The sequence below is a fragment of the Halococcus dombrowskii genome (assembly GCF_022870485.1).
Lineage (GTDB): Archaea > Halobacteriota > Halobacteria > Halobacteriales > Halococcaceae > Halococcus > Halococcus morrhuae.
The window spans coordinates 1,519,679-1,540,094 of sequence record NZ_CP095005.1; the positions used below are offsets into that span (position 1 = coordinate 1,519,679).

Here is a 20,416-nt window from a genome sequence, read left to right on the forward strand (position 1 = left end):
AGGTCGCCCTATCCGTTGGAATCACCGAACTCTGCTCGAATAATCCCGCGACCACTTCTCTCCGTTTTCACTTGTCCTCGCAACACCAACCATCCGAATGGACGGCTCTCGCGACTACAACCCGGTCGGACAGTCGATGAACGTCGTCTCGACCTCCCACTCCTCGGCGAGCGACTGGAGCGAGCGCACGCCGAAGGTTTCGGTCGCGTAGTGCCCAGCCAGATACACGTGGACGCCCGCCTCGCGCGCCTCGTGGTAGAGCTTCTGTTTGCCCTCGCCGGTGACGAACGCGTCGGCACCCCGTTCGACGGCCTCGTCGAACCAGTCGGCGGCGGCCCCGGTCGCGATGGCGACATCCTCGATCTCGTCGGGACCGAATTCGAGCGCTGTCACGCCGTTTTCGGGATCGCACTCGGTCACGAGCCGGTCGTGGAGTTTCTCGGGCGCGAACGGGGAAGCGCGTCCCGACTGACCGATATACTCGTCGCCGAGCGCGCCGAACGGCTCGCGATCGTCGAGGGAAAGCGCGCCGACGATGCCGGCGGCGTTGCCGAGTTCCTGGTGTCCGTCGAGCGGGAGGTGCGCGACGTACAGCGCCATGTCGTGCTCGAAAAAGGGCGTGAGCCGGTCGTGAATGGAGCCAGTCGCGCGCTCGAATTCGCCCCAGAACAAGCCGTGATGTACGACGAGTGCGTCAGCGTCCGCATCGGCGGCGCGCTCGGCGGTTTCGATCGCGGCATCGACCGCGAAGGCGGCGTGGTCGATCTTGTCGGGTCCGGCGACCTGGAGGCCGTTTGCGCTCGCGTCGAGATCGGCGTAGGCGGCAGTATCGAGGCGGTCGTCGAGACGCTCGACGAACGTTTCGGTGTCCATAGCGGGCGTTCGCCCGCCGGGATCAAGAACGCTGGCGTCTACTCCGATCCCGGACTCTCGGGCGCGAGCCGGTCGGCCCACGACAGCGCCTCGTCGATCTCGGTCTGGGGCGGCGAGCAGGTGAACGCACGACAGACGTACGCCGTCGGCTCGCCGTTCTCTCCCGTTCGGTCGGCCCAGATCGGCGGCGCGTCGTCGATCGAGAGTCGATCGAGCCAGCCGTCGAGCTCAGCATCGGTCGGCGGGCGACGTGCGAGCAGCCGTTTGGGGAGATACGTGCGCCCGATGCGTTCGCGCCATTCGGTAGGGAGTTCGTCGGCGACGACCGTCAGTTCGAGCGAACCCGCGGTGTGGCGGTTGGCCGCGAGCGCGAGCGACGCGCGCCGGAGCGGGCTCGCCTCGATCGACTCGGCATGTGTTTCGAGCACCGTCTCGGCGACTTTTCCGAACTCCCTGTCGGGCGCGAACTGTGACAGCGCGAGCAGCGTGTCGACGGCCACGCCGGTACTGGAGGGCGTCGACTGGTCGTCGAGTTCCTGGGGACGGGCGACGAGCGACTCGCCGCTCTGGGGCGTGAAATACAGCGTCCCCTCCTCGGCGTCGAAGAACTCGCGGACGACGGCGCGCCCGAGGTCGAGCGCGAATGTCAGGTATTCGACCTCACCGGTGGCCTCGTAGCAGTTGAGAGCACCACGTGCGAGGAAGGCGTAGTCTTCGAGATAGCCATCGATTTTCACTTCCCCGTCCTTGAACCGCCGCGCGAGCTGTTGCTCTTTCTCGTCCCACAGCTGCTCGCGGACGAAATCGAGTGCTGCGACGGCCATCTCGCCGTAGGTTTCATCGAGCGCGAGACCCGCCTCGGCGAACGCCGAAATCATCAGCCCGTTCCAGCCCGCCAAGACCTTCTCGTCGCGCGCCGGGCGGTCGCGGTCGGCCCGCGCTGCGAAGATCGCCTCGCGGGCGCGTTCGAGGTCGGCTTCGATCTCTTCGGTCGTCGTTCCGTGCTCGTCGGCCAGATCGTCGATCGCGGTGTCGAGCGTCAACACCGTCCTCCCATCCTCGAAGTTGCCCGCCTCGGTAATGCCGTAGCGCTCGCAGAACAGGTCGGCAGCGAACTCGTCGTCGACCGTCTCGTGGACTTCCGGGGGCGTCCAGACGTAGAACGCGCCCTCCTCGTGTTCGCCCGATTCGCCTTCGCTCTGGGCGTCGAGCGTGCTGAAGAAGCCGCCGTCGGGGTGGCGCAGTTCGCGCTCGACGAACCCGAGCGTCTCGCGGGCGATCTCCGCGTAGCGCTCCTCGCCGGTGAGTCGATAGCCCGCGAGATAGGCGCGCACGAGCTCGGCGTTGTCGTAGAGCATCTTCTCGAAGTGGGGTACCGTCCACTCGCGGTCGGTGACGTACCGGTGGAAGCCGCCGCCGGCGTGATCGCGCAGTCCGCCGTCGGCCATCGCGTCGAGTGCCTCGACGGCGATCTCGCGAAAGGCATCCCTTCCGGTCCGTTCGTAGGCCTGCATGAGGAGATGGAGCCGCCCGGTCTGGGGAAATTTCTGCCCGCGGCCGAATCCACCGTGCTCGCGATCGGCGTCGCTGACCGCGCGCTGGGCGGCAGTTTCGAGCAGTCCCTGTGGAACCTCGCCCGGGCTGTCGGGTGTGTCCTCAAGCTCGCCAGCCATCGCGTTGGCCCACTGATCGGCGCGGCTCTCGATGTCCTCGCGTTCGTCGTCCCACGAGTCGGCGATCGAATCGAGGAGATCGAGAAAGCCCGGCTGGCCGCGCTTGGCCTCGCGCGGGAAGTACGTGCCCACGTAGAAGGGACGACCGTCGGGCGTGAGCCAGACCGACAGCGGCCAGCCACCCTGTCCGGAGACCATCGCGGCGACGGTCTGATAGAGCCGGTCGAGATCGGGTCGCTCTTCTCTATCGACCTTGATCGGAACGAAATCCTTGTTGAGCCGTTCGGCCACTATCGGGTCGTCGAAGCTCTCGTCAGCCATGACGTGACACCAGTGACAGGCCGAATAGCCGATCGAGAGGAAGATCGGCACGTCGCGCTCGCGTGCCGCGTCGAGCGCGTCGTCGTCCCAGGGCTGCCAGTGGACCGGGTTGTCGGCGTGCTGGCGGAGATACGGGCTCGCCTCCTCGTCGAGTCGGTTGCGGCTGGTGCTCATGGGTCCGATAGACACCGCGGACGGGTAAACACCATCGCCCGCCCTCGCCGGCAGCAGGTTCTTGCCGAGCGCGAGCCCACCATCCGAGATGGCGACCCATCTCAGCCGCGAGCAGACCGAGGCGTGGCTCGACGAGACGGTCGTTCAGGGCGTCGAGAGCGAATCCGGCGACGGAGCCGAGTACAACCTCCAGCTCCAGCTGTCGCGACTGCCCCTGCACGTGATCAAGGAGGAGACCTGGGGGCCGCTGCGCATCGTCGGCGAGTGTACCTTCGATACCGATCGCGTCGCGGCGCTCGTCGAGAACGCGGAGCGCCGCCAGGAGCTCCTGTTGGGCCTGAACCCGGTTCTCGCCGGCGCACCGGGCTTTTACACCTTTCTCGACGACGAGGGCGACCCCTGCGAGTTCCCCCGCGTTCACTCGATCCTCCTCGAAGACCGTCTCTATCCCGACGGCGCGAGCCAGCAGGCGCTGATGAACTCGGTGATGGCGACGGCGAGCACGATGCGTTCGATCCAGAACACGGCCGCCGCGCTACAAAACCAGTCGATACAGAGCGCACACGACGATTCGACCGAGTAGCTTCCCCTAGCGGTGAACCGTAACGATCTCAGGCGTCGAGGTCGGCGGTCAGTCGATCGATGTGGACGACCTCGGCGTCGTTCTGGACCATCTCGATGACCGAGCCGTGACGCGAGACGTCCGTCTCGATCCCGGTGACTGAGACCGCGTAGCCCGCATCGAGCGCGCCCTCGACGAACCCGACCGCCTCGCGCGGATCCAGGTTTTCGAGCGCGACGGTCAGCGGGCCGCCGGCATCCCCCGCATCCGTCTCGTCGAGTCGTGCGGCGGCCTCTTCGAGCGATCGGTCGCTCATGTCGATGGTCACGTCTGCCATACTGATGGCTCTCGGGCAAGCGGTATAAACGACGGGGAACCCCCTTCAGTTTCCCTGTTTTGTCCCCGACAGTCGTTTGACCGTGGCCATCCATGCCGGTGTATGAGACACGTCACGGTCGACGGTGTGGACGTTCCCGCGCTCGGCTTCGGCACCGCCGGCATGGACACCGACGAGGAGCGCCAACGCGCCGTCGAGGCGGCGCTCGCGGCCGGCTATCGCCATATCGACACCGCACAGATGTACGACAGCGAGTCGGCGGTCGGGGCGGCGGTCGACGAGTCGGACGTCGCGCGCGAGGAGCTGTTCGTGACGACGAAACTGACACGGGACAACCGCGCCCACGAGGCGGTCATCGACTCGACACACGCCAGCCTCGACCGGCTCGACATGGAGTACGTCGATCTGTTGCTCATCCACTCGCCGGAGCAGAACGTCCCTCACGAGGAGACGCTCGACGCGATGAACGAACTCGTCGCAGACGGAGCCGTCCGCCATATCGGCGTCTCGAACTTCTCGGTCGAGGAGACACGGAACGCCATCGAGCACTCGACGGCACCGATCCTCACCAATCAGGTCGAGTACAGTCTCACCAGCCATCAGCCCGATCTCCTCCCGTTCTGCATCGACGAAGACGTGCTGCTCACCGCCTACAGTCCGCTCAAGCTCGGCTCGGCGCTCGAAGACGAGGAACTCGCAGCCATTGCCGGGACACACGGGAAGACGGTCCGACAGGTCGCGCTCCGGTGGCTGCTCCAGCAGCCGATGGTTTCGACGATCCCGCGGTCGTCGAATCCAGACCACATCGAGCGGAACGCCGATGTCTTCGATTTCGAGCTCTCCGACGAGGAGATGAGACGTCTCTTCGAGATCGGCGGCGGGATCGACGAGCAGCTCGCAGCGACGATCGGTCTCTGAATCGTTCTGCTGTCCACTCGACCAACTCATCCCCGTCCCGCGATCCGAACCAGTCCGTGAAGGACAACGCTTAGGTCGCCCGCGCCGGCCCACTGCACATGCACGAGACCGTGCTTCTCGTCGGTGGCGGCGGTCGCGAACACGCCATCGCGCGCGCCCTCGCCGACAGCGACGCGGAGCTCTACGGCTGTGCGGGCACCCGGAACCCGGGGATCGCCGCCCTCGCGGCGGGGTTCGAGACTCTCGACACGACGACTCCGCAGGCCGTCGTCGCCTACGCCGAGGAAGTCGACGCGACGCTCGCGGTCGTCGGCCCCGAGGCTCCGCTTCAGGCGGGTGTCGCCGACGCGCTCGCCGAAAATGGGGTCTTTCCGTTCGGTCCGCGGGCCGACGCGGCACGCATCGAGACCGACAAGGCCTACCAGCGGCGGTTCATGCGCGAGCACGACATCCCCGGCTGCCCGGACTTTGCGACGTTCGACGATACGGAACGGGCCTGCGAACATATCGACGACAGCGACGGCGATCTGGTGGTGAAACCCGCCGGCCTCACCGGCGGCAAGGGCGTGCGCGTCATCGGCGAGCAGCTCACTCCTGAAGAGGCGAAGGAGTACCTCCGGGAATCGAAGTACGATCGCGTCGTGCTCGAAGAGCGCCTCGTCGGCGAGGAGTTCACCGTGCAGGCGTTCGTTGCCGACGGCGAGGTGCGCACGACGCCGGCCGTCCAGGACCACAAGCGTGCCTACGAGGGCGACGAGGGACCGAATACTGGTGGAATGGGAAGTTACAGCGCCGCCACACGCGAACTCCCGTTCATGACCGAGGCGGACTACGACGCGGCCGTGTCGATCATCGAGGAGACGGTAGACGCCCTCGACGACTACACGGGCGTGCTCTACGGCCAGTTCATGCTCACGGCAGAGGGACCGACAGTCGTCGAGTTCAACGCGCGCTTCGGCGATCCCGAGGCGATGAACACCCTGCCGCTCCTCGACACCGACTTCCTCGACGTTCTCACGGCGGCCCGTGACGGCGACCTCCCCGAGCTCGCCTTCGACGAGCGGGCGACCGTCTGTAAGTACGCCGTGCCCGCAGGCTATCCCGAAGACCCTGACGCGGGTGCGAAAGTCGGGATCGATTCCGAGAGCGCGGGTAACCCACTGTTGTTCTACGCGAGCGTCGACGAGCGTGAGGATGGCATCTACACGACCACCTCGCGGGCGTTCGCGGTCGTCGGGATCGCCGAGAATATCGAGGAGGCCGAGGAGATCGCGGCCGATGCGCTCGACGCGGCCGACACGGACGGGCTGCGGGTGCGTGAGGATATCGGCACGGCCAACCTCGTCGAATCCCGCATCGAGCACATGGCCGAGCTGCGTGGCCACGAGGGCTGATGGGCCGTCACGACCGGCTCACGGTCCATTCGACGCCGGGACAGCGGAACTCGCTGTGGCACTGGCCCGACGCGAAGAGCACGTTGCGGATCATGCACAACTACGTTTTCGTGCTCGTCGCTCGCATCGCGCCATCGCTGCGCGTCAAGAACTGGGCGCTTCGACGCATCGGCGTCACGGTCGAACGTGGTGTCTCGTGGGGGCTCGAAGCCACACCCGACGTTTTCTGGCCGGAGCTGATCACCCTCCGCGAGGACGCCATCGTGGGCTACGATGCGACCCTGCTCTGTCACGAGTTCCTCCAAGACGAGTACCGAACAGGAGAGGTCGTCATCGGCGAGCGCGCGATGGTCGGCGCGGGGGCGATCGTCCTGCCGGGTGTCGAGATCGGTGCCGACGCGCGCGTGGCTGCGAACTCGCTCGTGGCCGAGGACGTTCCAGCGGGCGCGACGGTGGCGGGCGTGCCAGCAACCGAGCAGTAGGAAGCGATTACGGCTGCGGTCCGCGACCACGTTTTTGGTAGTGGGGCGGTGCCTGGTGTCTGCGGTCGCTCTGCGACCGCAGGCTCAGGAGAGCCTGCTCTCCTGGTGGATGAAGGGCGAGGCCGCGAAGCGGCCGAGGGCTTCGGCGGAGGCGGTGCAGTTGCGGTGTGAGCGATCGTATCCGCGCGAACGGAGTGAGCACGGTTCGCCGCGAGTGACCGGAGGGAACGAGCGGGAGTTTTTGATGAACCTTTTTGCAAGGGGTTGAGCGCCCGCAGGGCGCGATCCCCCCGCAGTAAAAAGGTTCAGGTGAAGCTCCCGAGCCCGGTCTGTGTCTGGCCGGATTTGACCTCATCCCAGGAGATATCGAGCGCTTCGAGCACGCGCGCGATCGGGCCTTTGAGCGTCTTGTCGAGCATTTTCGGCCAGTCGATGGCGAACTCCTCGGGAATTTGGTCGGCGTACTCGAAGCAGATGACGCCGTCGCCGTTGCTCACGTCGCGCTTGAACTCGCGGTAGAGGTCGTCCTCGGCGATCTCCGGCTGGTTGGATTCGATGCGTTGGAAGAAGCGGTCGTCGACGCGGTCGAGATAGAGCCGTTTGGGTTTGCTGCCGCGCTGGAAGTTCGTGCCCAAGAGGAGGTTCGCGTATTTCGCGCCGCGGACCTGTGCGGTGTCGGTGTCGTAGTTGCCGAGCCGTTTGCCGATCCCGCCGGGAACGCCGACCTCGTCGATATCCACGTCGCCGTCCGCGAACCGTTCGATGACCTCACGGACGTAGCGTTTGACGTCGTCGAGGTCCTCACCGTGGACGATGCGATCGATCACCTCGTGCTGGACGTTCTTGGTGATCGGGGCGATATCCGAGCGCTTGTACTCGAAGCCCGTGATGTCGACGTCGTCGACGTCCTGGCCTTCCTTCCAGACGATGTGGCCAGCGTAGCGTTTCTTCTTGCCCGCTTGGAAGAACCGTCGGTAGAGCTTCTCGAACTCGATCTCGAAGCGATGGTCGTCGGCTCCCAACTGCTCGCTGGCGAAGGCGTCGTAGGAGTCGTTGATGTGCGACTCGATGGTGCCGGCCTGCTCGATCGCCGATTCTTTGGCGACGTCGCCGCCGAGTTCGAGCATGACGCTGTCAGTGTCACCATAAGCAACTTGATAATTCAGTTTGTTTGCAGCGTTTTCGGTGTGTTCGATGACCTCACGCCCGGTCGCGGTCACGGCCGCGCCCATCTCGCGGTCGTAGAGGCGGAACCGTTCCCAGCCGAGCACCCCGTAGAGGGAGTTCATGATGACCTTAACGGCTGACTGCTGACGGTCGAAGCGCTCGTAGGCCCCGCTGCCCGGGCTGTGGTCGGCTCGTCGGGCCTTCTTCTCGTCGCGCTCGGCGAGCAGCTCGTCGACCATCTCCCGGATGATACCGTCGGGCTTCTTTCGGAAGTGCGTGCCGTTAGGCGCGTGATACGTCTCGCCGTCGTAGTTCTCGGGATCGACTTTCGTCTCCGGGCTCGCGTTCGTCGTGACCATACACATCGGATAGAGACTCTTGAGGTCGAGCACCGCCACCATTTCTCGAACTCCCGTAATGGGCTCGAACACCGCGCCACCCTCGTAGTCCTCCGCCTCCTGCTGGCCCTTCGACGGGAGCGCGAACTTCCCGTGGGCCTCGTGGAGGACGTACATGTCGACCGTGTCACCCGGCGTCGTGGCGTCTTCGAGCTTGCAGCCCACGAATGAAGCGACCTCCTGCCAGAAGGGGATCACGTCCTGCTGGCGGTCGATCTCGACGCAGAGCTCGACGTCGCGAAGGTTGTATTCGAGCAGCCGTTCGGGGTTCTCCTCCCAGAGATCGCCGATCGAGCCCGCATACCGCTCCTTGCCGACGCCGAGCTCGACCTCGCCGACGGCATCGAGTCGGTAGGAGTCGAGCTCGGAGAACTGTGTGCGCTGGTAGGCGTAGAGCAGGTCGAAGACGACTCGGCCCTTGATGTCGGGTCCCTGCCAGTCAGAGCGCCAGACCTCGTTCACCCGCGAGAGTCGGTTCGGATCGAGATCGTGACTCTCGCAGTCGGCCCCGCCGAGTACCTCCAGCCGATCGAGGAGATAGGGCGCGTCGAAATCGGTGAAGTTCCAGCCAGTCAGAATATCGGGATCGGTGTCGTCGATGTAGTCCAGAAACGCGGCGAGCATCGCCTCCTCGCTCCCGTAGCGGTTGACGATGGCGTCGATCTCGTCTTCGATCCCCTCGTACCCGTCGAGTTCGTCGGGGCCGATCCCGTCGCTGGCCTCGTAGAGCCAGACGATGTACTCGTCGGTGCGCGAGTCGTGACTCGACAGACAGATGATCGTCTCTTCGCCGTCCTCGGGGAAACCCGAGCGGTCGTCGACCTCGATGTCGAAGGTACAGACGCGCGCGTCGGCCTCCATCTCGGTCGCTTCGACCTCCTCGTGGGGAACGACGAGTGCGTCGTCGCTCGCGCGGCGGACAGGTACGCGAACGCCGCCGCCGATGTCCTTGTCGATGAGAAAGCGGTTCGGGAAGAGGATGTCCGCCTCGTAGTGATCGAACCGGTCGCGGATCTGGCCGACGTCGCGGGGCGTCTGGCCGAACACCTTGGTGAGTTTCTCGCCTCGGATGCTCTCGTAGGGCTCGCCGTTCTCGTCGGTCGCTTCCGATCCGGTGATGCGGTCGTGATCAAGCCCGTCTGTCAGGTTCGCCGTCGGCGCGTAGAAGTACGGGCGAAAGCCGTGGACGCGGACGTGCTCGGCCTCGCCTTCTTCGGTTCGGCCGAAGACGTGGATGATCGGTGTCTCCCGTTTGCCCGATCCCTCGATGGTGTAGTCGACCTGCGTGACGGCGAGGTCGAGCGTTCCCTCGGGGTCGGGGTAGCGACGGGCGCTCGGATCGACGAGTTCGGCTCCGTCGCCGCCGTCGCCGGCGACCGTCCGCGCCGCCGCTGCCGCCGACCCTGCGGCCGCCGTCTCGTCGGCGGCGCTGTCCCCAAGCGTCGCCTGCTGTGTGGCGTCGGTCCCGGTCATGACCGCCATTCGCCACCGCCGGTAAAAACACCGGCGGTCGTCCGCGACGAACCGAAACACGGTTGTTCGCGACGCGACAGAACACCATATCGTGTCCGACGATCCCGTCGACGGCTCGATCGACCGGTTCGAACCGGACGAGCCGGACCCCGAAGCCGAATACAGCCCCGATATCCCGTCGGTTTCGGTTCCCGACGCGACGGAGAACATCCCATCGGTCTCGATCCCCGAGATCGGCGACACCGACGTGCCGCCGGGGCTGGCGCGAGCGTTCTGGGGTGCGGTCGTCGCGGTCAACATCGGGCTGTTCGCGGTCTCACTCGGCCTCATGGTCGGCGTCTTTCGGGGCCAGTGGCAACTCGGTGCGACCGCGATCGCCCTCGGGGTCGTGGCGCTGCTCTCGGGCTATCGCCGCTACCGAGCCCATCAGAACCGCTAACGGGACGCGGTTCCAAACGGCGACATGCAGACCGTTCGTACCGATGACGGCGACCGCTATCTCCTCGTCCGTCGTTCCGGCGAATCCAGTCGTGTGCGCGATCCCGCGACCGGCGAGGAACGCAGCCTCGCCACCGAACGCCTCGAAGCTCTCCCCGAGGAATCAGCGCTCGACACGGCCGCCAGCGCGATCCCGGAACCGACTCGCCGACTGATGAGCGCCGTACCCAACAATCGTGCGCTCGGACTGCTCCGCGAAATCGATGCTCGGGGGCCGGTCGCGGTCCGCGATCTCTTGGCGTACGATCTCTGTGAGAGCGATCTCCACGGTCTCTGCGGGGAGTTCCGAGCAGCCGAACTGATCGAACCCTGTGAGGTCGCCGGCGAGCGCGGCTATCGGACGACCGCCGACGCGAGCACGGCGCTTGCCACACTCCGCGAGGAGTGAGGACTGTCGTCTGTGAGTTCGACACGATCGTCGATCGAGGCCGGCTAGACGATCACTCTGGATACCCGTCGACTACCTCCAGAAGACGACGCCGACACGGAACGGTCAGGTACTGAACTGAACCGGCAGTCGCTGGACACCGTAGAGGAACGTGCTCTCGACGGGTTGGAGCTCCGTCTCGGCGAGCTGCATCGTCTCGAAGCGGTCGAACAGCGTCGAGAGGGCGACTCTGGCTTCGAGGCGTGCCAGATGTGCCCCGAGACAGAAGTGAACGCCGCTGCCGAAGGCGAGATGCTGATTCGGTGATCTATCCGGAACGAACGTGCCGGGATCGTCGAATTTGTCGCCATCGTGGTTCGCTGCGCCGTTCCATACGACCACTCTGTCGCCCGCCTCGACGGAATGCCCGCCGAGCTGCGTGTCGGTCGTCGCGACGCGTGAAACCGCTTGAATCGGCGATTGGTACCGTAGCACTTCTTCGACGGCGAGTTCGAGCGAGGCGATGTCGCGAACCGACTCGATCCCATCGGGGAGCGTTGCGAAACACCGAATCGCGTTCGTGATCAGGTTCGTCGTCGTGATATTGCCGGCGATCAACAGCAATGCGAGAAAACCGAGCGTTTCGCCCTCCGAGAGCGTGGTGCCCTCGACTTCGGCGTGGATGACGTCACTGATGAGATCGTCGCGCGGGTCTTCCCGACGCCGTTCGATCAGTTCCGTGAAATACGTCGCCATCTCGGCTTGGGCCTGTAGCTGCGCCTCTTTGACGGTCTCCGCGCTCACTGTGGCCGCCTCCGGCCCTTCGACGATGGTGTCGGACCACTGTTTGAACTGCTCGCGGTCGTCCGCCGGGACGCCGATGAGTTCGGCGATCACGGTGACCGGGAGCGGCGTGGCGAGATCCGCGACGACGTCCAGTTCGCCGTCATCGACGACGGCATCGATGTACTCGTTGGTGATGTCGCGGATGTGCGGGGCGAGATGTTTCACCGCGCCGGGTTTGAACGGATCGTCGACGACTTTTCGGAGTTCGTCGTGGCGAGGTGGGTCGGTGTTGAGCATGGTTTCGAGCGCCATGCCGTCGGTTTCGCCCTCGCCTTGCGCCGTCAACGGTCGCTCCGAGGAGAACGTTTCCGGGTCGTGGAGCACGTCGTGAACGTCGTCGTATCGAAACACGTCCCAACACTCGCGATCCTCGTCGTAGCGGATCGGCGACTCCTCGTGCATCTCCCGATACCACGGGAACGGATCGAGGCGTGCGTCCCGCGTCGAGAGCGCCTCCGGCTGCGCCACCGGTCCTGACATGCCTGACGTTGCCATACCACGTGTTCATCGAACAGTCGTATAGTGTTTTTCGTTAATAAATAGATGCTGTCATACTTGGAGATGGATGAATTTGATTGCAACAGCAGCCAATCTTCGTAATTCGATAACGTGTTTCCCACAAAACGCCGGTCCATGCAGGTATGATCATACGACTTCCCACTCGGTTGTTTTGCTCACACTATCCGAAGTCAGTCCGATTCACGATTGAATCATTCTAATTCTATCTGAACCGATGGTCCGTCCGGCGATATATAACGAAATGAACCGATCGATGCCATCACGACCGGATCGAAACACGACCGTCGCACCGGGGGAGTAACCGCCCATAGTTTAGTGGCAGCCGCGAGGATCATCGGCATGGAACTCGATCGAGGGGTGCTCGCCGCGGCCATCGTCGTCTTCGCGGCACTCTCGTTGCTGGTGGTTCTCCCGCTCGCCCAATACGTCCTGCTCGCGCTACTGCTCGGTTACGTGCTCTATCCGCTTCAGAGACGCCTCGCTCCGCGGATCGGCTCGCGGATCGCCTCGGGCTCGCTCATCGTTGCGACGGCGCTCGTGGTTCTGATCCCACTCGGAACGGTGATCACGATCGCCGCGCGGCAGGCGTTGCAGGTCTACCGGGCCATCCGTTCCGGCAACCTCGGGGTCGACACCGTCGAGCAGTTCATCGGCGAGCAGTTCGGCGTCGCCGTCGACGTGAGTCGATTGCTCGGCGAGTTCAATCCGAACGAGCTCGTCAACGTGGTCGAGGGCAGCGGGGGATCGGCGCTGTTCGGCGGCGTGATGAAGGTCTTCGGCGGGCTCTCGGACGTCGCCCTCGGTCTGACGGTGTTGCTCTTTCTCACGTATTACCTGCTCGTCGACGGCTCGGCCTCGATGCGCTGGCTGCGCGGTGTCTCCCCGCTGTCCGATGCCGCCTGGTCGGAGCTCGTCGAGCGCGTCGATCAGCTCGTGTGGGCCGTGATCGTCGGCAACGTCGCGGTGGCGGTCGTCCAGGGCGTGCTCACCGGCATCGGGCTGGTAGTCCTCGATTTCCCGAGTGCCGTCTTCTGGACGGTCGTCACGGTGGTGCTCGGACTACTGCCGCTCATCGGCGCGTTCATCGTCTGGGCACCGGCGGCGGCCTATCTGCTGATCATCGGTCGTCCCGTCGCCGCCGTGGTGCTGTTCGTCTACGGAGCCACGGTTGTGAGCCTCTCCGACAACTACCTCAGACCGGTCATCGGCGGCCGCGAGGCGGGTCTCAACCCCGGTCTGTTCGTCCTCGGCATCGCCGGTGGACTGTTCGTCTTCGGCTTTCTCGGCGTGTTCTTCGGCCCCGTCGTTCTCGGGATCCTCAAGGTGGTCGTCGAGCTGTTCGCCCGCGAGCGCGCACCGGCAGGTCCGGGCGATGGAGGGCGGCGCGCTAGCTGATCGTCTGTTGGAGCGTTCCGATATTCGCCTCACACCGGGTCGAACACGGTTCGATAACCGCCACGCATGAACCGACGAATACGACCCGAGTATATACCACCTTGAGTCGTCATGGCCCACCTCTTTGACGGATGGCTGTCTGCATCCGAGCGGGAACACGGCACAGCGGAGGACGGATAGTTCATGGGCCTCCGCAGCGCGTGTCTCTGGCATCACCGCGCCCCCGTGTCCCCGGCGGCCGCCGTCGAACTGCGGAGATCCTATCGCCGAACAGTAGCACGAGCCACATCGAAGAAGAAACGGTTCACATGGGGCGTTTCGCGGCGTCCTCAGGCGACGTTCGTCTCCTCGCGCAGGTCATCCTGATCGAAGCGGTCGCTTCCCAGTACGTCGATATCGCCGAGCGCTGTCGATCAGCGCTCGATCGCCGCGGGACCGCGCGCCGGATAGCCGACGAGCGTGTCGACGCCGGCCGATCGGAGTTCGTCGACGCGTTCGTCGATCACATCGTCGGTGCCGACGAGCGCGAACCGCTCGATCGCCGAGAGCAGTACCGAACGGGGTTCGCCCGTCGCTCCCGCATCGGTTCGCATCCCGTCGGCGACGGTCGCGACATCCCCGCGCGCATCGTCGAGGGCGGCGGCGACCGAACCCCGACGGGCGACATAGTCGCCGAGCGCGTCCAGAAGAACGTCCTCGTCGGCGCTGCGCACGACGGGGGTGTAGACGGCGATCCCGTCGTCGAACCCCGCCGCGCGGAGCGCGCGCACCTCGCGGACGGTCGTCGGCGCGAGCAGTTCGAACTGGGTGCCGCCGGCTGCGAGCGCGACCCGCCCGATCCCCTCGGTACCGACCCAGGCTGCCGGTGCGCGCTCGCGGGCCGCGCCGATCCGCGGAGCGATGGCGCGCGTTCGCTCCGTTTCGGTGAGATAGGCTGGGTTGCCCGCGACGAGCACGCGACCGACGGCTTCGGGAAGCGATGCCGAGAGGCCGTCGTCGCCGAGCGGGTCGAACCCGTCGGCACGGACCGGCGTCGTGACCGACAGCGCTGTCTCGCGGGCGCGGTCGGCGAGCAGTGCTGGCTCCGGGAGGTGTTCGCGACCCTCGTAGTCGATGACTGCACGTTCGACGTCGGCGAGATCGACCGATTCGACATCGATCTCGGTCGGCTTGAGTGCGACGGCGTCGAACCCGCTCGCGAATTCGCCGAGATCACTCACGGGCGATCACCAGCCGGGATCGAAGAACAGGGTTGCAGCGACTATCGCGGAACACGATCCATCGTCTGTGCGACCATACCGGCTCTCGGTCGATCGAGGCTCAAAACCCCGTCGGTTCGGATGGCGTGTTCCCGCCGAGATCGCTCCGGGCGAACCGTGGTGCTCATTGAATCCGACGGCGAAGCGCTCGCGTCACGGTTCGACGAACGGCAACCGACCGGCGAGCACAGGACACCATGCACGCCGACCCTACCACCCACGACTCGCGCACGACAACCGACACAGCGGCCGCCGAGACGGCGTATTTCTCGCTGCGCGGAATGCACACTCGCGCCTGCGAGTCGTTTCTCGAAACGCTCGCGACCGACATCGACGGCGTTCGCGACGCGGCGGCGAGCTACAGCGCCGAGTCGGTCCGCGTGACCTACGATCCCAATCGGGTCGACACCGACGCCATCGCCGACGGACTCTCGCGGTGGGGCTACCGGGCATCGGCCCCCTCGCCGGACGCGACCGACGAGGACCGTAGCGCGCTCGCGTTCGACCGCGTCAGGACGGCCTTCGCGATCATCGTCGTCGCGCCGGTCTACATGCTCTATCTGGTTTTCTTCTATCCGGTCTATCTCGGCTTCTATCCCGACGCGTATCTCGACGCCAACGCCATCGTTGTCGGGCTGTACGGCCCGGTCGTCCTGTTCACGACGATCACCGTCTTCGGCGTTGGGTTCCCGATCTTTCGCTCGGCATATATCAGCCTCCGCGAGCGCCGACTCACCCTCGACGTGCTGATCGCGCTGTCGGCGCTCGCCACGTACGTGTATTCGGTGCTTTCGCTCGCGTTCTTCGACAAGGCCTACCTCTCGTTCGACGTCGCGATGACGATCGTCGTCGTGGCGACGATCGCCAACTACGTGCGCGCCGCCGACGAGCAGCGCACCATCGCCGACCTCGCCGAGCGACTCGACGGCTCGCAATCACGTGCGACGCGACTCGCCGACGGTGATACCGAGACGCTCCCAGTCGACGACTGCGAGGCCGGCGACACGCTGCTGGTCAAGCCTGGCGAACATGTCCCACTCGACGGCCGGGTGATCGACGGTCGTGGGGCGGTCGACGAGGCGCTCGTCACCGGCGAGGCGCGCCCACAGCGGAAGATTCCCGGCGACAGCGTGGTCGGCGGCTCGATCGCGATCGACGGTGCCTTCGAGATTCGAGTGGACGACGGCGCGACCAGCCTGCTCGATCGACTCCGCGCGCTCGTCTGGGATCTGCGGGCGACGCGGACGAACGCCGCCCGGCTCACGAGCCGGATCGCCAGACGGTACGTCCCGCTGATCTGTGCGCTCGCCGTCGTGACGTTCGCGGGCTGGCTGCTCGCCGGTGCGACGCTCGATACGGCGTTGTTGACGGGGCTGTCGGTGCTCGTCGTCGCCTGCCCGGTGGCGCTGATGCTGGCCGGCCCGCTCGCGCTCGGGCGCGGTCTCGCGACGGCGGCCGATCACGGGATGGCCGTCCTCGATCGGACGCTGCTCGAACGGATCACCGACGTCGATATCGTCGCATTCGACAAGACCGGAACGCTCACGACCGGCGAACTACGCGTGACCGGCGTCACGGCGCTCGACGATCGGGAGGAATTCCTCGCGCGTGCGGCCACCGTCGAGTCGCGCTCGGGCCATCCGATCGCGGCAGCCATCGGCGAGCAAGCGACACCGACCGAGGACGTCGGCGAGTTCGAGCACCATCGCTACGGCGTCAGCGCCACCGTCGAGGGATCGCGGACGGCAGTCGGCAACCCGGCGCTGTTCGACGAGCTCGGTTGGGAAATCCCCGAAACGGTACGATCACGGGTTGCTGAGATCCGTGCGGCGGGCGAACTCCCGGCGGTCGTCGGCTGGGACGGTGCGGCGACGGGCGTCGTCGCGCTCGCGGACGCACCACGAGAGAACTGGATGGAGGCCGTCGAGCGCCTCACGGCCGACGGCCGGCGTGTCGTCTGCATCACGGGCGACGATCCGCAGGTCGCCGCCCGGTTCGAGGAATCGGCCATCGACGAGGTGTTCGCCGACGTGGCACCCGAGGCAAAGGAGGAGATCGTCCAGGAGCTCGGGGAGGCGGGGACGGTGGCGATGGTCGGCGACGGTACCAACGACGCGCCGGCGCTCGCGGCGGCCGATGTCGGCGTTGCGATGCTGGCTGGCAGCGACTTCACCGCCACGGCCGCCGATGCGCTGTTGACGAGCGACGATCTCGACTCGTTCGTCAACTGTCTCGCCATTGCCCGCGGGACGCGCCGGCGGCTCGTCGAGAACCTCGCGCTCGCGCTCTCTGTTCCGGTCGTCGGGATGATGCTGGCGGTCGCGGGCGTCGTCACTCCTGTTGTCGCGTCCGCGTTGCTCGTCGTCGGCACGCTGCTCGTCGTCCTCAATAGCCGCCGTTCGTTGGCGGGAGACAACTCCTGACCGTCGGGAACGCCGGGTCAGGTGGCATCGGTGGGAGCGACACCGCAAGAGCTACCATCGCGCCGCGAGGCGTTCCAGTATGTCCCTTCGCGCGCGTGACATCATGACGAGCGAGGTCGAGAGCGTCGGCCCGGACGAGGAGATCAGCACCGTGCTGACGCGGCTCTCACGGGCCGAATTCAACGGGTTCCCGGTCGTCGACGACGGCCAGCTGGTCGGGATCGTCACACAGGGCGATCTCGTCGACCTGTTCCAGCCGAGCGACCGCACGCTCTGGATCCCGATCGGCTTCCCACCGTTCATCGAGCCGATCGACTACGCCTTCGATTTCTCGTGGGACGATCTCGACGTCAACCTCGATCTCGCGAAACACGCCGGCAAACCGATCAGCAGCGTGATGACCGCAGACGTCGTCACCGTCGAGCCCGACGTCAGCCTTGATGAAGTGCTCTCGGTGCTGGCCGACGCGGAGCGCGACATCAATCGCGTACCGGTGATCGACGACGAGGAGATCGTCGGCATCATCACTCGCGAGGACCTCTTGCGGACGCTCGATCGCGAGCGCGAGTAGTCCGCCCGGGCGCTCGTGGTTTTATATCACGGGCCACCCACGGTCGAATATGGCACGCGATCTCACGCGCCGCGCGCTCGTCGGGGCGATCCTGGCGGGCGGCGGCGCGGTCGGTGCGCTCTCGCCAGTGCGTGGCTATCTCGAACGGTTCGCGCCGCTCACGGGCTCGGCCTGGGAATCGACCGAGCGCGAAACGGAGACCGTCGAGAGCCCCCATGGGAGCGCCACGGTACGCTACGACGACTACGGAACACCCCACATCGACGCCGACAACGAGGACGCGCTCTACTTTGCGGTCGGCTACGCGCAGGCACGCGATCGCGCCTTCCAGATGGATCTCCAGCGCCGGCAGATGCGCGGGCGGCTCTCGGAAGTCGTCGGCGACGCGACGCTCGACTCCGACATATTCCACACGAAGATGGACTTCGACGGCGCGGCGCAGGCGAACGTCGCACTGCTCGAGGACACCGAAGCAGGAGCACTCGGCGAGACCTACGCCGAGGGCGTCAACGCGGTGCTGACCGACGATCCTTCGGCGATCGAGTTCTCGCTGCTCGACTACCAGCCGGACCCCTGGAAACCGGTTGATACGATGTTGCTCCAGAAACAGATCGCCTGGACGCTCACGGGGAGTTTCAGAACGCTCAGAAAGGCGCTCGTCGCCGACCGATTGGGGAAGGCGGCGGCCCGCCAACTCTACCCCGACCGTTTCGACCACGATTCGCCGATCATCCGCGGGCAGCGCGCGGCAGGATCGTCGTCGAACGGATCGGCGGGCCGATCGGTGTCAGGAAAACACGCCGTCGATCCGGGACTCGTCGATTGGCTGAGCAGCTACGAGTCTCCAGCGGGGATCGGCTCGAACAGCTGGGTCGTCTCGGGCGAGCAGACGAAAAGCGGCCTGCCGATCGTGGCGAACGACCCGCATCTGAGCCTGATGAGTCCCCCTGTGTGGTACGAGATGAACCTCCGGACCGACGACGTGAGCGTGCGCGGCGTGACTTTCCCCGGCGTCCCGTTCGTCGTCATCGGCGAGAACGACGCCGGCGCGTGGGGCTTTACCAACACCGGCGCGGACGTGATCGATTTCTATCGGTACGACACGCGGGACGGTAAATATCGATACAAAAACGGGTGGCGCGAGTTCGACACCGAGCGCCGCGAACTCCCGGTCAGCGGCGGCGAGAACCGGACGGTGACCGTGAAGAAGACCGTCCACGGGCCGGTCATCGAGCGCGAGGGCAGTCGCGTCGGCGTCGCCTGGACGGGGCTGTCGGCGGAACGCACGCCACAGGCGATCTACGAGTACAGCCACAGCGACGGGCTCGACGACATGCTGAAATCGACGGAAAAATTCGACACGCCGACACAGAACTTGGTCTACGCCGATCGCGACGGCAACACGCTCTACTCCGTCACCGGGAAGATCCCGATCCGTACCGTGGGCGGCGAGGAGGTCTCGGGGGCACGGATCTTCGATGGCTCCGCGGGCGAAGGCGAGTGGCAGGGGTTCACTCCCTACGGGCGCTCCTCCTGGGAGGGGTTCATCCCGTTCGACGAGAAACCGGGCGTCGTCAACCCCGACTACATCGGGACGGCGAACCAGCGCATCGTCGATAATCCGGCACATTACATCGCCGAGGCCTACTCCGATCCCTACCGCGGCATCCGGATCTACGATCTGCTCGATCGGCGAGCGACGTCGGACAAACCGATCGACCGCGCGTTCGTGAAGCGAATGCAACGCGACACGCTCGATCTCCGGGCGCAAGCACTCGTCCCGCCGCTCGTCGCAGCCGCACGCGACGCAAACGACACCGACGGGCTGGATCGGTACGTCGACGCGCTCGACTCCTGGAATCACCGGATGGAGCGCGACTCGCTCGCGGCGCTCGTGTTCGTCCGCTGGTTCGAGCAGTACCGCGAGGCGACGTTCGGCCCGGAGTTCCGCGCTGCCGGACTGGACGAATCGTACTACCCGGCCGACTGGGTGCTCCAGCATCTCGATCGGGAGAGCCGGTGGTTCGGCGCGGATTCGCGAGCGGTGGTGATGGTCGAGGCACTCCGGGAAGCCGTCGCGACGATCGAGGACGAGGGCGAGGAGCGATACGGCGACTACAACACCACCGGCGCGATGGACCACCCGCTGGGTCTCGAGTTCCTCGGCTATCCCGCCGAACCGACCGACGGCTCGCGCGCGACGGTGAACAACTACGCCGTCGAGAACCCCACCGGCAGCAGCTGGCGGATGGTCGTACCGATGGCCGGCAACTCCCAAGCGATCCTTCCCGGCGGCAACTCGGGGAGTTACTTCTCGCCACACTACGACGACCAGCTCCGGTTGTGGGCCGACGGCGAGTACAAATCCATGTCACGGGAGCTCCGCGGAACCCCGACCTACACCTTCGAGCGAGGGGACGAATGAGCGCCACGCGTCGCGTGTGGGCGGCGGTCGCCGACGAGCGCATCCGGTGGTTGGCGATGGTCGTGGCCATCGTGACCGGACTCGCCGCGAGCGCGCTCCACTGGACCGGCCTGTTCGTGGGTGGTGTGCTCTGCGGTGCGGTGGCTGCCGATCGTCGGCGGGCGCTGCTCGCCGGGTTCGGGTTCGGCGTGCTCGTCTGGGTCGTCTTCGCGCTCTCGCTGGCCGTGAGCGGCGATTTCGATGCCTACCTGGCGATGGGGCAGATCACCGCCGTGAGCGCCGTCATCCCGGTCGCGACGGCGGCCCTCGGAGCGCTTTCGCGCTGGCTCGTGTAGCGATCG

The 20,416-nt window shown here is 65.8% G+C and carries 17 protein-coding genes; 11 read left to right on the forward strand and 6 right to left on the reverse strand.

Translation table 11 applies throughout. From position 1 onward, the window contains the following. Positions 1 to 114: 114 nt before the first annotated feature. Positions 115 to 873, reverse strand: coding sequence for a Nif3-like dinuclear metal center hexameric protein (locus MUK72_RS07900; protein ID WP_244698524.1), 759 nt, complete (start codon positions 871 to 873; stop codon positions 115 to 117). Positions 874 to 911: 38 nt separating this feature from the next. Beyond that, positions 912 to 3,041: a thioredoxin domain-containing protein gene (locus tag MUK72_RS07905; RefSeq protein WP_244698528.1), complete on the reverse strand. Its 2,130-nt coding sequence runs from the start codon at positions 3,039 to 3,041 to the stop codon at positions 912 to 914. Positions 3,042 to 3,129: 88 nt separating this feature from the next. On the opposite strand from MUK72_RS07905, the gene MUK72_RS07910 reads away from it, so the two are divergent. Further along, complete coding sequence (locus MUK72_RS07910; protein WP_244698531.1) at positions 3,130 to 3,624, forward strand: hypothetical protein; 495 nt, start codon at positions 3,130 to 3,132, stop codon at positions 3,622 to 3,624. Between the two features lie 28 nt (positions 3,625 to 3,652). On the opposite strand, the gene MUK72_RS07915 is transcribed toward MUK72_RS07910, so the two are convergent. Then, the gene (locus MUK72_RS07915; protein ID WP_244698534.1) at positions 3,653 to 3,940 is read right to left on the reverse strand and encodes a hypothetical protein; all 288 of its coding nucleotides are present in this window, start codon (positions 3,938 to 3,940) and stop codon (positions 3,653 to 3,655) included. 102 nt (positions 3,941 to 4,042) lie between these two features. Here MUK72_RS07915 and MUK72_RS07920 point away from each other — a divergent pair, with 102 nt between their 5' ends. The 3 genes from MUK72_RS07920 (at position 4,043) to MUK72_RS07930 (ending at position 6,734) form a co-directional block, all read left to right on the forward strand. Then, positions 4,043 to 4,858 carry an aldo/keto reductase gene (locus MUK72_RS07920; protein WP_244698538.1) on the forward strand — a complete coding sequence of 272 codons (816 nt, stop codon included), beginning with the start codon at positions 4,043 to 4,045 and terminating at the stop codon, positions 4,856 to 4,858. A 98-nt stretch (positions 4,859 to 4,956) separates the two neighbouring features. Next, positions 4,957 to 6,252, forward strand: coding sequence for a phosphoribosylamine--glycine ligase (gene purD, locus MUK72_RS07925; RefSeq protein WP_244698539.1), 1,296 nt, complete (start codon positions 4,957 to 4,959; stop codon positions 6,250 to 6,252). Next, positions 6,252 to 6,734 (forward strand): acyltransferase, encoded by a 483-nt coding sequence (locus MUK72_RS07930; RefSeq protein ID WP_244698543.1) that lies wholly within the window; start codon positions 6,252 to 6,254, stop codon positions 6,732 to 6,734. Before purD ends, MUK72_RS07930 begins: the two co-directional genes overlap by 1 nt. Before the next feature lie 305 nt (positions 6,735 to 7,039). Here MUK72_RS07930 and MUK72_RS07935 read toward each other — a convergent pair whose 3' ends face one another. Next, the gene (locus tag MUK72_RS07935) at positions 7,040 to 9,772 is read right to left on the reverse strand and encodes a DNA-directed DNA polymerase (protein ID WP_244698546.1); all 2,733 of its coding nucleotides are present in this window, start codon (positions 9,770 to 9,772) and stop codon (positions 7,040 to 7,042) included. Between the two features lie 91 nt (positions 9,773 to 9,863). On the opposite strand from MUK72_RS07935, the gene MUK72_RS07940 reads away from it, so the two are divergent. Both MUK72_RS07940 and MUK72_RS07945 read left to right on the forward strand, forming a co-directional pair. Next, positions 9,864 to 10,211 (forward strand): DUF7322 domain-containing protein, encoded by a 348-nt coding sequence (locus MUK72_RS07940; RefSeq protein WP_244698549.1) that lies wholly within the window; start codon positions 9,864 to 9,866, stop codon positions 10,209 to 10,211. 24 nt (positions 10,212 to 10,235) lie between these two features. Further along, entirely contained in the window at positions 10,236 to 10,658 is a 423-nt protein-coding gene (locus MUK72_RS07945; RefSeq protein WP_244698552.1) for a DUF7346 family protein, read from the forward strand. Positions 10,659 to 10,763: 105 nt separating this feature from the next. Here MUK72_RS07945 and MUK72_RS07950 read toward each other — a convergent pair whose 3' ends face one another. Further along, complete coding sequence (locus MUK72_RS07950; protein ID WP_244698554.1) at positions 10,764 to 11,978, reverse strand: cytochrome P450; 1,215 nt, start codon at positions 11,976 to 11,978, stop codon at positions 10,764 to 10,766. A 363-nt stretch (positions 11,979 to 12,341) separates the two neighbouring features. Between MUK72_RS07950 and MUK72_RS07955 the strand changes: the two genes are divergently transcribed. Then, complete coding sequence (locus MUK72_RS07955; RefSeq protein WP_244698563.1) at positions 12,342 to 13,397, forward strand: AI-2E family transporter; 1,056 nt, start codon at positions 12,342 to 12,344, stop codon at positions 13,395 to 13,397. A gap of 413 nt (positions 13,398 to 13,810) precedes the next feature. Here the strand turns inward: MUK72_RS07955 and MUK72_RS07960 are convergent, their stop codons facing one another. Next, positions 13,811 to 14,617 (reverse strand): DUF7388 family protein, encoded by an 807-nt coding sequence (locus MUK72_RS07960; protein ID WP_244698566.1) that lies wholly within the window; start codon positions 14,615 to 14,617, stop codon positions 13,811 to 13,813. Between the two features lie 236 nt (positions 14,618 to 14,853). Between MUK72_RS07960 and MUK72_RS07965 the strand changes: the two genes are divergently transcribed. The 4 genes from MUK72_RS07965 to MUK72_RS07980 all read left to right on the forward strand — a co-directional run bounded on the left by MUK72_RS07965 (position 14,854) and on the right by MUK72_RS07980 (position 20,410). Further along, entirely contained in the window at positions 14,854 to 17,079 is a 2,226-nt protein-coding gene (locus tag MUK72_RS07965) for a heavy metal translocating P-type ATPase (RefSeq protein WP_244698570.1), read from the forward strand. Positions 17,080 to 17,158: 79 nt separating this feature from the next. Next, on the forward strand, positions 17,159 to 17,650 hold the full coding sequence (locus tag MUK72_RS07970; RefSeq protein ID WP_244698578.1) for a CBS domain-containing protein: 492 nt from the start codon (positions 17,159 to 17,161) through the stop codon (positions 17,648 to 17,650). Between the two features lie 49 nt (positions 17,651 to 17,699). Next, a complete protein-coding gene (locus MUK72_RS07975; RefSeq protein ID WP_244698582.1) occupies positions 17,700 to 20,075 on the forward strand; it encodes a penicillin acylase family protein in 2,376 nt (791 codons plus the stop codon). Next, positions 20,072 to 20,410: a hypothetical protein gene (locus MUK72_RS07980; RefSeq protein WP_244698585.1), complete on the forward strand. Its 339-nt coding sequence runs from the start codon at positions 20,072 to 20,074 to the stop codon at positions 20,408 to 20,410. The genes MUK72_RS07975 and MUK72_RS07980 overlap by 4 nt, the downstream gene beginning before the upstream one ends. Positions 20,411 to 20,416 lie beyond the last annotated feature (6 nt).

Bases quoted from the DNA above. Each gene is read 5' to 3' on its own strand.
- MUK72_RS07920 (WP_244698538.1), top strand. From the start codon at position 4,043: ATGAGACACGTCACGGTCGACGGTGTGGACGTTCCCGCGCTCGGCTTC.
- MUK72_RS07905 (WP_244698528.1), bottom strand. From the start codon at position 3,041: ATGAGCACCAGCCGCAACCGACTCGACGAGGAGGCGAGCCCGTATCTC.
- MUK72_RS07955 (WP_244698563.1), top strand. From the start codon at position 12,342: ATGGAACTCGATCGAGGGGTGCTCGCCGCGGCCATCGTCGTCTTCGCG.
- MUK72_RS07950 (WP_244698554.1), bottom strand. From the start codon at position 11,978: ATGGCAACGTCAGGCATGTCAGGACCGGTGGCGCAGCCGGAGGCGCTC.
- MUK72_RS07975 (WP_244698582.1), top strand. From the start codon at position 17,700: ATGGCACGCGATCTCACGCGCCGCGCGCTCGTCGGGGCGATCCTGGCG.
- MUK72_RS07915 (WP_244698534.1), bottom strand. From the start codon at position 3,940: ATGGCAGACGTGACCATCGACATGAGCGACCGATCGCTCGAAGAGGCC.
- purD (WP_244698539.1), top strand. From the start codon at position 4,957: ATGCACGAGACCGTGCTTCTCGTCGGTGGCGGCGGTCGCGAACACGCC.
- MUK72_RS07930 (WP_244698543.1), top strand. From the start codon at position 6,252: ATGGGCCGTCACGACCGGCTCACGGTCCATTCGACGCCGGGACAGCGG.
- MUK72_RS07910 (WP_244698531.1), top strand. From the start codon at position 3,130: ATGGCGACCCATCTCAGCCGCGAGCAGACCGAGGCGTGGCTCGACGAG.
- MUK72_RS07945 (WP_244698552.1), top strand. From the start codon at position 10,236: ATGCAGACCGTTCGTACCGATGACGGCGACCGCTATCTCCTCGTCCGT.
- MUK72_RS07970 (WP_244698578.1), top strand. From the start codon at position 17,159: ATGTCCCTTCGCGCGCGTGACATCATGACGAGCGAGGTCGAGAGCGTC.
- MUK72_RS07980 (WP_244698585.1), top strand. From the start codon at position 20,072: ATGAGCGCCACGCGTCGCGTGTGGGCGGCGGTCGCCGACGAGCGCATC.
- MUK72_RS07900 (WP_244698524.1), bottom strand. From the start codon at position 873: ATGGACACCGAAACGTTCGTCGAGCGTCTCGACGACCGCCTCGATACT.
- MUK72_RS07935 (WP_244698546.1), bottom strand. From the start codon at position 9,772: ATGACCGGGACCGACGCCACACAGCAGGCGACGCTTGGGGACAGCGCC.
- MUK72_RS07965 (WP_244698570.1), top strand. From the start codon at position 14,854: ATGCACGCCGACCCTACCACCCACGACTCGCGCACGACAACCGACACA.